Genomic DNA, 13,469 nt, shown 5'->3' with positions numbered 1-13,469 from the left:
GCCGCCCGCCGCCCACGCCAGATGGCACACGCCCTTGGACGTGCCGAGCCTGCGCCTGCCGGTGCCGTCGGCCTTGACCGCCATGACGGTCTCGCGCCGCGGCTCCCGGCCGCGGCCACGCCGCCTTTTCGCGTCTCCGACCTGCGGTGACATCCCCGATCTCGCTCCTCACGCGGCTCTCCCGACGGCTCTCGCCGGGTCCGGACGGCGGTCTTGACAGACGGTCTCTTTGCCTTCAAATTAGGCAAGGCTTACCTAACTAAAGCATTCGGGGAGGACGTGCCGCAATGGACGGGATCGACGGCGGGATCGCCTTGGTGACCGGCGCGGCCCGCGGCATCGGGGCGGCCGTCTGCGCCGCCCTGGCCGGGGCCGGGGCCGTGGTCGCCGCGGCCGACCTGCGACCGGTGACCGGCGGCGACGGGCGGCCGTACCGCATGGACGTGCGCGACCCGCACGACGTCGAGCGCGTCGTCGCGGCGGTCGAGCGGGACCTCGGCCCGATCGCGATCCTCGTCAACACCGCCGGCGTGCTGCTGCCCGGCGAGGTGGACGGCACCGGCGACGACCACTGGAGGCAGAGCTTCGCCGTCAACGCCGACGGCGTCTTCCACGTCTCCCGCGCCGTCGCCCGCCGCATGACGCCGCGGGGGCGGGGCGTGATCGTCACCGTCGGCTCCAACGCGGCCGGCGTGCCGCGCGTCGGCATGGCCGCCTACGCCGCCTCCAAGGCGGCGGCCCGGATGTTCACCCGCTGCCTCGGCCTGGAGGTCGCCAGGCACGGCATCAGGTGCAACGTCGTCTCACCCGGCTCGACCGACACCGCCATGCTGCGCGCCCTGTGGGACGGCGCCGACCCCGGCGAGGCGCTGTCGGCCACCCTGCACGGCGACCCGGCCGCCTTCCGCCTCGGCATCCCGCTCGGCCGGGTGGCCGACCCGGCCGACGTGGCCGACGCGGTGCTGTTCCTCTGCTCGGCACGCGCCAGGCACATCACCATGCACGACCTCCTCGTGGACGGCGGCGCCACCCTCCACGCCTGACCCGCCCCGGCCCTCCTGCGCCACCCCGACCCCGCCCACCGAACCTGCCCCCTTCGAGCCTGCCCTGAGCCCCCGAGCCCGCGGCCTGCGCGCCCGGACCGCCCGGCAGCGGGCCGAACCAGATGGACCGACCGAGATTGGACCGATCGAGATTGGACCTCCCTTGCATCTGCTGACAACCGCGGCGGATCCGCTCGCGGGCTACGACCGCGCGGAGTCGGTGCTGTTCGCCTCCGCCCGCGGCACGCTGCTCACCCGCGGGGTGCGCGGCGTCGCCGCCGGCGACCTGGCCACGCTGGCCGGCAGGGTGGACGGCCCGGCAGCCGGGGCCATCGGCTTCGACGGCACGGCCCACCTGATCCTGCCCGAGTCCGAGACCTGGTCGCCGCCGCTGCCGCCGGGCGCCGCCCCCCTGGTCAGCGGCGGCTGGTGGAGCAGGCGGGTGCCCGAGCCGGCCGCGTACGCCGCCGCGGTGCGCAGGGCCCTGGCCGAGCTGGAGCGCGGCGGCCTGGCCAAGGTGGTGCTCGCCAGGACCGTGGAGCTGCGCTCGGACGAGCCGATCGACCTGCCGGGGCTGCTGCGCCCGCTGCTCGGGCACGGCTACTCCTTCGCCGCGCCGCTGCCCGGCGGCCGCACGCTCACCGGCGCCAGCCCCGAGCTGCTGGTCTCCCGCCACGGGCGCGCGGTGGTCAGCAACCCGCTGGCCGGCTCGGCGGCCCGCTGCGCCGACCCCGCCGAGGACCGGCGCAGGGCCGCCGCGCTGGCCGCCTCCGCCAAGGACCTGCGCGAGCACCGGTTGGTCGTGGAGGCCGTCGCCGACGCGCTCGCGCCGTACTGCGTGGGCCTCCAGGTGCCCGTCACACCCGAGCTGACCTCCACCGCGACCATGTGGCACCTGTCCACCCGCGTCACCGGCACGCTGCGCGACCCCGACACCCGCGTGCTCGCGCTGGCCGCCGCCCTGCATCCGACGCCCGCCGTCTGCGGCACGCCCGAGTCCGGGGCGCGGCGGATGATCGAGGAGCTGGAGCCGTTCGACCGCGGCTTCTACGCCGGGCTGGCCGGCTGGACCGACGCCGCCGGCGACGGCGAGTGGGCCGTGGCGATCCGCTGCGCCGAGGTGGCCGAGCACACCCTGCGCCTGTACGCCGGCGCCGGCATCGTCACCGGCTCCGACCCCGAGGCCGAGCTGGCCGAGACCGCCGCCAAGTTCCGCACCATGCTGCGCGCCCTGGGGGTCTCCGATGCACTGGCCTGAGGAGGAGGCCGCGCGGTACCGGGCTGCCGGCTACTGGCGCGGCGAGACGTTCGGCGGCCTGCTGCGCGACCTGGCCGCCGCGTACGGCCCCCGCCCCGCCCTGATCTCGCCCACCGCCCGCTGGACCTTCCGCGACCTGGACGAGCGCGCCGACCGCCTGGCCGCCGGGCTGCGCGCGAGCGGCATCGGCCGCGGCGACCGCGTCGTGGTCCAGCTCCCCAACGTGCCCGAGTTCCACCAGGTGTGCTTCGCGCTGTTCCGGATCGGCGCCTGGCCGGTGTTCGCGCTGCCCGCCCACCGCTCGGCCGAGATCTCCTACTTCTGCTCCTTCACCGAGGCCGCCGCCTACATCTGCCCCGACGACGAGCACCGGGCCCACGCCCCCGGCACGCCCGCGCACGTCCTCGGCGAGCTCCCCGAGGCCGACCCGGACGAGGACAGCGCGGACGGGGAAGACCCCGGCGGCCCGCACCGCCCCGCGCCCGGCGACGTCGCCTTCCTGCAGCTGTCCGGCGGCAGCACCGGCCTGCCCAAGCTCATCCCGCGCACCCACGACGACTACATCTACAGCTTCCGCGCCAGCGCCGAGATCTGCGCGCTGCGGCCGGACAGCGTCTACCTGTGCGCGCTGCCCGCCGCGCACAACTTCCCGATGAGCTCGCCCGGCGTGTTCGGGGCGCTGAGCGCCGGGGCCGCGTCCGTGCTGGCCCCCGACCCCAGCCCCGGCACCTGCTTCCCGCTCGTCGAGCGCGAGCGCGTCACGATCGCGGCGCTCGTCCCGCCGCTCGCCCTGGTCTGGCTGGACGCCGCCGCCACCACCGGCCACGACCTGTCCAGCCTGGAGGTGCTCCAGGTCGGCGGCGCCAAGTTCGCCCGGGAGGCGGCCAAGCGGGTGCGGCCCGAGCTCGGCTGCACGCTCCAGCAGGTGTTCGGCATGGCCGAGGGCCTGGTCAACTACACCCGCCTGGACGACGACGAGGAGACCATCGTCGCCACCCAGGGACGTCCCATCTCGCCCGACGACGAGATCCGCGTCCTGGACGACGACGGCCGCGACAGCGACCACGGCCACCTGCTGACCCGCGGCCCGTACACCATCCGCGGCTACTGGCGGGCCGAGGAGCACAACAGGACCGCCTTCACCGACGACGGCTTCTACCGCACCGGCGACATCGTCCGTCGCACCCCCACCGGCCACCTGGTCGTCGAGGGACGCGCCAAGGACCAGATCAACCGGGGCGGCGAGAAGATCGCGGGCGAGGAGGTCGAGAACCACCTGCTGGCCCACCCGGCGGTCCATGACGCCAGCGTGGTCGCCGTGCCCGACCCCTACCTGGGGGAGCGGGCCTGCGCCTACGTCATCTGCCGCGGCGACCCGCCCAGCGGGGCCGAGCTGCGCGCGTTCCTGCGCGGGCGCGGCATCGCCGTCTTCAAGATCCCTGACCGGTTCGAGTTCGTCGACGCCTTCCCGCAGACCGCGGTCGGCAAGGTCAGCAAGCGCCACCTCCGCGAAAGGACATGACATGCCGATCCCCAGGATCGAACCGTACGCCATGCCGTCCGAGCTCCCGGCCGACCGGGTGGACTGGCGGCCCGACCCGCGCCGGGCCGTGCTGCTCGTGCACGACATGCAGAACTACTTCCTGCGCGCCTTCACCCCCGGCCGCTCGCCGATGGTCGAGCTGATGGCCAACGTGCTGGCGCTGCGCGAGCGGTGCGCCGAGCTGGGCGTGCCCGTCGTCTACTCCGCCCAGCCCGGCGCCCAGAGCGCCGAGCAGCGCGGCCTGCTGCTGGACTTCTGGGGCACCGGCATCGGCGCCGACCCGCGCGAGGCCGCGATCGCCGACGAGCTGACGCCCGGCGACGGCGACGTGCTGCTCACCAAGTGGCGCTACAGCGCCTACCAGCGCACCGGGCTCGCCGAGCTGATGGCCGGGCAGGGCCGCGACCAGCTCGTCATCTGCGGCGTGTACGCCCACATCGGCGTGCTGATGACCGCCTGCGAGGCGTTCATGCGGGACGTGCAGGCGTTCGTGGTCGCCGACGCCGTCGCCGACTTCTCCCGGCGGCACCACGAGATGGCCCTCACCTACGCCGCCGAGCGGTGCGCCGTCACCACCACGACCACGCGCGTCAGCCGCGCCCTGTCGGGGGCGGTGGCCGGTGTCTGAGGCCGAGGAGCGCCTGCGCGCCCAGATCGCCGTCCTGCTGTACGTCGAGCCCGCCGAGCTCGGCCCGCACGACGACCTGCTGGACGCCGGCCTGGACTCCATCAGGGTGATGACGCTCATCGAGGCGTGGAAGCGGGAGGGCCGCGACATCGGCTTCCCCGACCTCGTGGACCGGCCCACCATCGCGGCCTGGGCGGAGCTGCTCACGTGACCGTGCAGACCATGCCGCTCACGGGCGCCCAGGCCGGGATCTGGCTCGCCCAGCGCCTGGATCCCGCCAACCCCGTCTACAACGCCGCGGACCGCATCGACCTGCGCGGCCCGCTCGACCCGGCCCTCTTCGCGCGGGCGCTGGAACGCTGCCTGGCCGAGGCCGAGCCGCTGCGCCTGCGCTTCACCGCCGAACCGGCCCAGTACCTGCCCGACTACGACTCGCTGCGCGGCTGCCTGACCGTGCTGGACCTGCGCGCCGAGCCCGACCCGGAGGCCGCGGCCGACGCCTGGATGCGGGCCGACCTGGCCGCGCCCGTGGACGTCGTCACCGGCCCCCTGTCGCGGCACGCGCTGCTGCGCCTGGCCGGCGACCACCACGTCTGGTACCTGCGGGCCCACCACATCCTCATCGACGCCTACGCCCTGTCGATGCTGGTCGGCCGGACCGCCGACATCTACACGGCGCTGGCCGACGGGCTGGCGCCGGGGGCGGGGCCGTTCGGGTCGATGGCGGCGCTGCTGGCCGAGGAGGAGGCGTACCTGGCCTCGGAACGGCGGGCCCGCGACCGGGCGTACTGGCTGGAGCGGCTGGCCGGCGCCCCCGAGCCCGCCGGGCTCGCCGGGACGCCCGGTCTGTCGGCCCGCGAGGTCGCCGGGCTCGCCGGGACGCCCGCCTTGTCGGCCCGTGAGGTCGTCCGGCGGCGCGCCGTCCTGCCGCCCCTGCCCCGGTGGGACGACCTGGCCCGCGCCGCCCGCGCCACCTGGGCCGACGTCGCCGCCGCCGGCCTGGCCTGCTACGTGGGACGGCTCACCGGCGGCACCGACGTGCTGGTCGGGCTGCCGCTGATGAACCGCACCGGGGCCGCCGTCCGCGTGCCGTGCCTGACGGTCAACGTGCTGCCCGTCCGGCTCGACGTACGGCCCGGGCGCACGGTCGGCGACCTGGTCGGGCAGGCCGCCCGCCGGATCGCCGAGGCCCGCCGCCACGGCCGCTACCGCATCGAGGACCTGCGCCGCGACCTGGGCCTCGGCGGGACGTCGCGGGCGCTGTTCGGCCCGCTGCTCAACATCAAGCCGTTCCCGGCCGAGACGAAGTTCGGCAACGCGACCGGCACCGTCACCAACCTGGCCGCCGGGCCGGTGGACGACCTGGCCGTGGCCCTGCTGCCCGACGGCGACCGCCTCACCCTGGAACTCGACGGCAACGCCGCCCGCTACGACCAGGCCGCCCTGGCCGCCCACACCCGACGCCTGGCCGGTTTCCTCACCACCCTGACCGGCGCCTCCCCGGACACCCCGCTCGGCCGCCTCCCCCTCCTCACCGCCGAGGACCGCGCGGCCCTTCCCTCCGAGGCCCCACCGCCGACCAACCGCGCCACCAGGCAGGCCGACGGCCGGACGGACGGCCGGACCGCTGGGCGGACCGCTGGCCGGACCGCTGGGCGGACCGTGGTGGATGCCTTCCTGGAACGGGTCCGGCTGACGCCCGCCGAGACGGCCCTGGTGTGCGACGGCGACAGGCTCACCTACGAGGAGCTGGGCGCGCGGGTGGACCGGCTGGCCCGGCGGCTGGCCGCCGGCGGCGCGGGCCCGGAGCGGGTCGTGGCCGTCGTCCTGCCGCGCTCGGCCGAGCTGGTGGTGGCGCTGCTGGCGGTGCTGCGCAGCGGCGCGGCCTTCCTGCCGGTGGACCCCTCCTACCCGGCGGAGCGGCGCGCCCTCATGCTGGCCGACGCCGCCCCGTCCGTCGTGCTCGCCCCCGGCTGGGCCGGGGACACCCCCGGCTGGGCCGGGGACACCCCCGGCTGGGCCGGGGACACCCCCGGCTGGGCCGGGGACACCCCCGGCTGGGCCGGGGATGCGCCCGGCTGGGCGGGGGACGCGCCCGGCACGCCGGATCCGCTGCCTCTCCCCGGGCCGGGCGACGCCGCGTACGTCATCTACACCTCCGGCTCCACCGGCCGGCCCAAGGGCGTCGTGGGCACCCACGGCGGGCTCGCCGCCCTCCTGGACTCCCACCGCGAGCGCCTGTTCCCGGACGGCGGGCGGCTGCGCGTCGCGCACACCGCGTCGTTCTCGTTCGACGCCTCCCTGGACCCGCTGCTGTGGATGATCGGCGGTCACGAGCTGCACCTGCTCGGCGACGACCGCTACCGCGACCCCGAGGCCCTGACCGCCTACGTCCGCGAGCACGGCGTCGACTACCTGGATCTGACCCCCTCCCACCTGAAGGAGCTGCCCGGCCTGCTGGCCGAGCCGCCGCGCGTCGTCGTGGTCGGCGGCGAGGACGTGCCCGGCCCGCTGTGGCGGACGCTGCGCGAGCGCACGTTCGCCGTCAACCACTACGGCCCCACCGAGGCCACCGTGGACGCCTACACCTGGCTCGGCGACGGCTCGGAGTGGCCCACCGCGGGCTCGTCGGCGCACGTGCTCGACCACGCGCTGCAACCGGCGCCGCCGGGCGCCGCCGGCGAGCTGTACCTGGCGGGGGAGGGGCTGGCCCGCGGCTACCTCGGGCGTCCCGACCTGACGGCCGAGCGGTTCGTCGCCGGTCCCGGCGGGTCGCGGCTGTACCGGACGGGCGACCGCGCCCGCTGGGCCGCCCCCGGACGGCTGGAACTGCTGGGCCGGGCCGACGACCAGGTCAAGGTGCGCGGCGTGCGGATCGAGCCGGCCGAGGTCGAGGCGGTGCTGGAGGAGCACCCGTCGGTGGCCGCGGCCGCGGTCGCCCCCCACGCCGGCCGCCTGGTCGCCTACGTCGTCCCCACCTCACCCGGCGCGCCCGGCGCGGACCTCTCGACGGGGGTGGAGCTGCTGCGGTTCGCGGCCGCGCGGTTGCCCGTCGGGATGACGCCCGCCCAGGTCGTCACCCTGGAGGCGCTGCCCCGCACGCCCAACGGCAAGCTCGACCGGGCCGCCCTCCCCGCCCCCGAGGCCAGGGCCGCCACCGGCCGCGGGCCCGCGAACGCCGCCGAGGAGACCATGTGCGCCCTGTTCGCCGAGGTGCTGGACCTCCCGGCGGCGGGCCCCGAGGACGGCTTCTTCGACCTGGGCGGCCACTCGCTGCTGGCCGCCCGCCTCACCGTGCGGATCAGGGAGACCTTCGGGGCCGCCGTGCCGATCAGGGCCGTGTTCGACGCCCCCACCCCGGCCGGGCTCGCGGCCCTGCTCGGCGTCACCGCCGCCCCCCGGCCGCCGCTGGTCCCGTCCCCGCGGACCGGGCCGGCGGCGATGCGGCCCGACCCGGTGCCGCTGTCGTCCGCGCAGGCCAGGCTCTGGTTCCTGTATCGGCTGGAGGGGCCCAACCCGACGTACAACATCCCGCTGGCGCTGCGGCTCGGCGGCGACGTGGACCGCGCCGCGCTGCGGGCCGCGCTCGACGACGTCGTGGCCCGGCACGAGATCCTGCGCACGGTCTTCCCCGAACGCGATGGCGTCCCCTGCCAGCGGGTCCTGGACCGGTACAGCGTCCCGATTCCCGTCTGGCAGCCGGACGAGCCCGCCGCGGCCATGCGCCGGATCGCCCGCCGCGGCTTCGACCTGGCCGCCGAGCCGCCCTTCCGCGCCCACCTGCTGCGGCTCGGCCGCGACGGGCACGTGCTGATGCTCGTCCTGCACCACATCGCGGGCGACGGCTGGTCGGCGGGGCCACTGGTCGGGGACCTGAGGGCGGCCTACGAGGCCCGCCGGAGCGGCCAGGCGCCGGCGTTCGGGCCGCCGCCCGTCCAGTACGCCGACTACACGCTGTGGCAGCGCGACCTGCCCCTGACCGGGCTGGAACACTGGCGGGCCACACTGGCCGGCCTGCCGGACCGGCTCGACCTGCCGTACGACCGGCCACGGCCCGCCGTGCTGGGCGGCGCGGGCGGCACGGTCCCCGTGACGTTCCGGCCCGCCCTCATGGCCGAGGTCGAGGCGCTGGCCCGCCGCGCCCGCGCCAGCGTCTTCATGGTGCTGCACGCCGCCCTGGCCGCCCTGCTCACCCGGCTCGGCGCGGGCACCGACATCCCGATCGGCACGCCCGTCGCCGGCCGCGGCCACAGCGCCCTGGACGGCAGCGTCGGCTTCTACGTGAACACCCTCGTGCTGCGCGCCGACACCTCGGGCGACCCGTCGTTCGCCGAGCTGCTGGACCGGGTCAAGGCCGCCGACCTGACCGCGTTCGACCACGCCGAGCTGCCCTTCGACCGGCTCGTCGAGGCGCTCAACCCGCCCAGGTCGCGCGACCGGCACCCGCTGTTCCAGGTCATGCTCGTCCACCAGGACGCCGCCGAACCGCCCGGCGTCGAGGTCGTCCACACCGGGACGGCGAAGTTCGACCTCACCCTGAACGTCGGCCCGTCCGGCGCCGGGTTCCTGGAGTACAACCGCGACCTGTTCGACCGGGCCACCGCCCGCGCCCTCGCCGGCCGGCTGGCCCGCCTGCTGGAACAGGCCGTGGCCGATCCGGACCGGCCGCTCGGCGGGTACGACCTGCTCGACGCCGCCGAACGCCGCACCCTGGTCGAGGAGTGGAACGGCGACCTGGTCAGCGAGCCCGGCGGCACCCTGCCCGGCCTGTTCGAGGCCCAGGCCCGTCGCACCCCGGACGCCGTCGCCGTGGACACCTGGACGTACGCCGAGCTGAACGCGCGCGCCAACCGGCTGGCGCACAAGCTCATCGCCCACGGCGCCCGGCCCGGCGCCGTCGTCGCGCTGTCGCTGCCCCGCTCGCCCGACCTGGTGGCGGCGTTGCTCGCGGTGGTCAAGACGGGCGCGGCCTACCTGCCGCTAGACCCGTCCCACCCGGCCGCCAGGACCGACCACATGATCGCCGACGCCGGGCCGGTGTGCGTCGTGGACGCGTCCTGGCTGGGCGACCTCGGCGACTGGCTGGATCACGACCCGGAGCGCGACCTGCGTCCGGGGGACGCCGCGTACGTCATCTACACCAGCGGCTCCACCGGGCGGCCCAAGGGCGTGGTCGTCACCCACCACAACGTCGTCCGGCTGCTGTCGGCCACCGACGCATGGTTCGGGTTCGGCCCCGCCGACGTGTGGACGCTGTTCCACTCCTACGCCTTCGACTTCTCGGTGTGGGAGCTGTGGGGCGCGCTGCTGTACGGCGGCCGCCTGGTCGTGGTGCCGTACGAGACCAGCCGGTCCCCGGGCGACCTGCTCGCCCTGCTGGAACGCGAGCGCGTCACCGTGCTCAACCAGACGCCGTCGGCGTTCTACCAGCTCATCGCCGCCGACGACGGCCGCGACCTGGCCCTGCGGTACGTGATCTTCGGCGGCGAGGCGCTGGAGCCCGCCCGCCTCGCCCCCTGGCGGGCCCGCCGTCCGGACCTGCCGCGCCTGGTCAACATGTACGGCATCACCGAGACGACCGTGCACGTCACCCACCACGTGCTGCCGCCCGGCGAACAGCACGGCAGCCCCATCGGGCGCGGCATCCCCGACCTGCGGGTCTACGTCCTGGACGACCGCCTGCGGCCGGTGCCTCCCGGCGTGGTCGGCGAGCTGTACGTCGCCGGGGACGGCCTCGCCCGCGGCTACCTCGGCCGGCCCGGCCTGACCGCCGAACGGTTCGTCGCCGACCCCTTCGGACGGCCCGGCACCCGCATGTACCGCTCCGGCGACCTGGCCAGATGGCGCGCCGACGGCACGCTCGACTACGCGGGCCGCGCCGACCAGCAGGTCAAGGTGCGCGGCTTCCGCATCGAGCCGGGCGAGGTCGAGGCGGCCCTGCTGCGGCACCCGTCGGTCGCCCAGGCCGCCGTGATCGTCCGCGAGGACCGGCCCGGCGACCAGCGCCTCACCGCCTACATCGTCCCGCCCGCCGCAACCGCTTCCGCCGCAACCGCCCCCGCCGGAACCGCCTCCGAGGGGCCCGCCTCCGAGGGGCCCGCTTCCGCCGGGCCCGCGCCCGCCGGGCCCGCCTTCGCCACGGACGCCGACGTGGGGGAGGTGCGGGCGTTCGTGGCGCGGGTGCTGCCCGGCTACATGGTGCCGGCCGCCGTCGTCCGGGTGCCCGCCCTGCCGCTCACCGTGAACGGCAAGCTCGACCGCGCCGCCCTGCCCGCCCCCGACGCCCCCACCGGCGGCGGCCGGCTGCCGGACGGGCCGCGCGAGGAGGCGATGTGCGCGCTGTTCGCCGAGGTGCTCGGCCTGCCCCGGGTCGGCGTGGACGACGGCTTCTTCGACCTCGGCGGCCACTCCCTGCTCGCGGTCCGGTTGGTGGCCAGGGTCAAGGAGGTGTTCGGCGCCGAGGTGTCCGTCGGCGCGCTGTTCGAGGCGCCGACCGCCGCCGCGCTCACCGCCCTGGCGCAGGGCGGCGCGCGCACCGACCCGCTGCGGACGCTGCTGCCGCTGCGCGAGTCCGGCTCCCGGCCGCCGCTGTTCTGCGTGCACCCGGCGGGCGGGCTGAGCTGGTGCTACGGCGGCCTCATCCGGCACGTCCAGGACCGCCCGATCTACGGGCTGCAGGCCCGCCGCGACCACCTGCCCACCTCGCTGCGCCGCCTGGCCGCCGACTACGTGGCCCAGCTCAGGCTGGTGCGCCCGCGCGGCCCCTACCACCTGCTGGGCTGGTCCACCGGCGGGATCATCGCCCAGGAGATGGCGGTGCAGCTCCGGCTGGCCGGGCAGGAGGTCGCGCTGCTGGCCGTCCTGGACGCCTACCCCGCCGAGGGCATGCGCGACCTGCCGCCCTCCGACGAGGCCGAGGCGCTGGAGGCGCTGCTCACGATGGCCGGCTTCGCCCCCGACGCCGCCCTCACGCTGGAGCGGGTGGCGGAGATCCTGCGCCGCGAGTCCAGCCCCCTGGCCGGGCTGCCGGCCGGGACGCTGGCCGAGCTGAAGGACCTCTACCTCAACACCAACCGCCTCGTCCGCGCCCTCGACACCCGCCGCTTCGACGGCGACGTGCTGTTCTTCCGCGCCACCGTCGACACGGTGGACGACACCCTGACCGCGGACGCCTGGCGCCCGCACGTCGGCGGCACGATCGAGACGCACGACGTGGCCTGCAGCCACAAGGACATGACACAGCCGGGCCCGATCGCCGAGATCGCCGCGATCGTCGCCGCCCGCCTCGACCACCTCGACCATCTCGACCATCTCGACGGAATCGACCGACCCGGCGGCCCCGGCCCCCGTGGCGCCGCCCCCGCGACCCAGGAGCACACCCCGTGAACCCCTTCGACGACCCGGACGGGCAGTTCCTCGTCCTGGCAAACGACGAGGACCAGCACTCCCTGTGGCCCTCCTTCGCCGCCGTCCCCGACGGCTGGTCGGTGCGCTTCGGGCCGGACGGCCGGGCCGCCTGCCTGGCCTACGTCCAGGCGTCCTGGACCGACCTGCGCCCCCGCAGCCTGCGCCGGTGAGGGGCCGCGTACTGGCCGCCTACGTCACGGCGATGTGCGTGAGCGGCCTGGACGCGACGATCGTCAACCCGGCGCTGTTCGCCGTCGCGGCCGACCTCGGCGTGCCGCCCGCCGCGGCGAACGCCGTGGAGTCGGCGTTCCTGGCCAGCCTCGCGATCGCCATGCCGGTCGCCGGCTGGCTGTGCGACCGGTACGGCGCGTCGCGCGTCTTCCTGGCCGCGCTCGCCGCGTTCACGGCGGCCTCCGGGCTGTGCGCGCTGTCGTGGGACCTGGGGTCGCTGGTGTGCTTCCGGGTGCTGCAGGGCGCGGCGGGCGGCGTGCTGACGCCCGCCGGGATGGCCATGTTGTTCGCCGCCTACGCCCCGGAGGAGCGCATGCGGCTGTCCCGGCACATCGTGGTGCCGACCGCGCTCGCGCCCGCGCTCGGCCCGGTGCTCGGCGGTCTGCTGGCCGACACGCTCTCGTGGCGCTGGGCGTTCCTGGTCAACCTGCCGCTCGGCGCGGCGGCCCTGCTCGCCGGCGCCGCCGCGCCGCCGCCCGCCCCCGGCACGGGCGGGGGCACGGGCGGCGGGACGGCCAGGGGCACGGGCGGCGGGACGGCCAGGGGCACGGGCGGGGGCACCGGCGGCGGGCGGCTGGACGTGCGCGGCCTGCTGCTGGCCGGCGCCGGGTCCGGCCTGCTGATGTACGGGCTGAACGAGGCCGCCGCCGGCCTGTCGCCGCTCGCCTGGGCGGCGCTGCCCGCCGGAGCCGCCCTGGTGTGGGCGCTGGCCCGGTCGGCGCGCAGCACCGGGCTGCCGCTGCTGGACCTGGGTCTGCTGGCCGACCGCGGTTTCCTGCGCGGCGCGGCCACCGCCACGCTGTCGGCCGCCGGGCTGCTCGGCATGCTGTTCGCCTTCCCCCTGATGTACCAGGACGCGCTGGCGGCCACGGCCACCGACGCCGGTCTCGTCGTCTTCCCCGAGGCGCTGGGGCTCATGGCCGCCGGGTTCCTGGTGGACCGCGCCTGCGCCCGCTGGGGCGAGCGGCGGGTGGTGGCGGCGGGGCTGCTCGGCGGTGCGGCGCTGTTCGCGTTCCTCGCGCTGGCCGAGCCGGGCCCCTGGACGCTGCGGGCCGTCATGTTCGCCGTGGGCCTGGTGCTCGGGCAGGCCGTGACGGCGGTGCAGGTGTCGGCGTTCACGACGGTCGGGCCGCAGGTGATGGGCCGGGCCATGACCCTGTTCCAGTCGCTGCGCATGCTCGGCGGCGGGCTCGGCGTCGGCGTGTGCGCGGCGGCCGCGGCCCTGGTCGGGTACCGCGCCGCACTGCTGGCCGCCGCGGCGTTCCTGCTGGCCGCCTGCGGCGCCGCGGCGCTGCTCCGGCCCACCGCGGTCATCGCGCGGAAGGCCGGCCCCACCGGCTGAGCCCCAAGCCGGCGGCC

At 76.5% G+C, this 13,469-nt stretch carries 8 protein-coding genes; all 8 read left to right on the top strand.

The window, feature by feature from the left end; translation table 11 throughout:
- Positions 1-287: 287 nt before the first annotated feature.
- On the top strand, positions 288-1,043 hold the full coding sequence (locus AB0C33_RS39855; protein WP_358297761.1) for a 2,3-dihydro-2,3-dihydroxybenzoate dehydrogenase: 756 nt from the start codon (positions 288-290) through the stop codon (positions 1,041-1,043).
- Between the two features lie 163 nt (positions 1,044-1,206).
- Entirely contained in the window at positions 1,207-2,301 is a 1,095-nt protein-coding gene (locus AB0C33_RS39850) for an isochorismate synthase (protein ID WP_358297759.1), read from the top strand.
- Positions 2,288-3,823, top strand: a complete 1,536-nt coding sequence (locus AB0C33_RS39845) for an AMP-binding protein (RefSeq protein WP_358297757.1) — start codon at positions 2,288-2,290, stop codon at positions 3,821-3,823. The genes AB0C33_RS39850 and AB0C33_RS39845 overlap by 14 nt, the downstream gene beginning before the upstream one ends.
- 1 nt (position 3,824) lies before the next feature.
- Complete coding sequence (locus AB0C33_RS39840) at positions 3,825-4,472, top strand: isochorismatase family protein (RefSeq protein WP_358297755.1); 648 nt, start codon at positions 3,825-3,827, stop codon at positions 4,470-4,472.
- Complete coding sequence (locus AB0C33_RS39835; RefSeq protein ID WP_358297752.1) at positions 4,465-4,683, top strand: phosphopantetheine-binding protein; 219 nt, start codon at positions 4,465-4,467, stop codon at positions 4,681-4,683. The genes AB0C33_RS39840 and AB0C33_RS39835 overlap by 8 nt, the downstream gene beginning before the upstream one ends.
- Complete coding sequence (locus tag AB0C33_RS39830; protein WP_358297750.1) at positions 4,680-11,858, top strand: amino acid adenylation domain-containing protein; 7,179 nt, start codon at positions 4,680-4,682, stop codon at positions 11,856-11,858. The genes AB0C33_RS39835 and AB0C33_RS39830 overlap by 4 nt, the downstream gene beginning before the upstream one ends.
- Positions 11,855-12,049 (top strand): MbtH family protein, encoded by a 195-nt coding sequence (locus AB0C33_RS39825; protein ID WP_358297748.1) that lies wholly within the window; start codon positions 11,855-11,857, stop codon positions 12,047-12,049. Before AB0C33_RS39830 ends, AB0C33_RS39825 begins: the two co-directional genes overlap by 4 nt.
- Positions 12,046-13,452 (top strand): MFS transporter, encoded by a 1,407-nt coding sequence (locus tag AB0C33_RS39820; protein ID WP_358297746.1) that lies wholly within the window; start codon positions 12,046-12,048, stop codon positions 13,450-13,452. The genes AB0C33_RS39825 and AB0C33_RS39820 overlap by 4 nt, the downstream gene beginning before the upstream one ends.
- Positions 13,453-13,469 lie beyond the last annotated feature (17 nt).

This window comes from Nonomuraea sp. NPDC048881, assembly GCF_040649795.1.
Lineage (GTDB): Bacteria > Actinomycetota > Actinomycetes > Streptosporangiales > Streptosporangiaceae > Nonomuraea.
Note: the sequence above shows the minus strand (reverse complement) of the source record. Positions and strands in the feature narration are given on the sequence as shown.

What these genes read in the sequence shown, in the direction of transcription:
- AB0C33_RS39855 (WP_358297761.1), top strand. Translation starts at nt 288, where the DNA reads ATGGACGGGATCGACGGCGGGATCGCCTTGGTGACCGGCGCGGCCCGC.
- AB0C33_RS39845 (WP_358297757.1), top strand. Translation starts at nt 2,288, where the DNA reads ATGCACTGGCCTGAGGAGGAGGCCGCGCGGTACCGGGCTGCCGGCTAC.
- AB0C33_RS39840 (WP_358297755.1), top strand. Translation starts at nt 3,825, where the DNA reads ATGCCGATCCCCAGGATCGAACCGTACGCCATGCCGTCCGAGCTCCCG.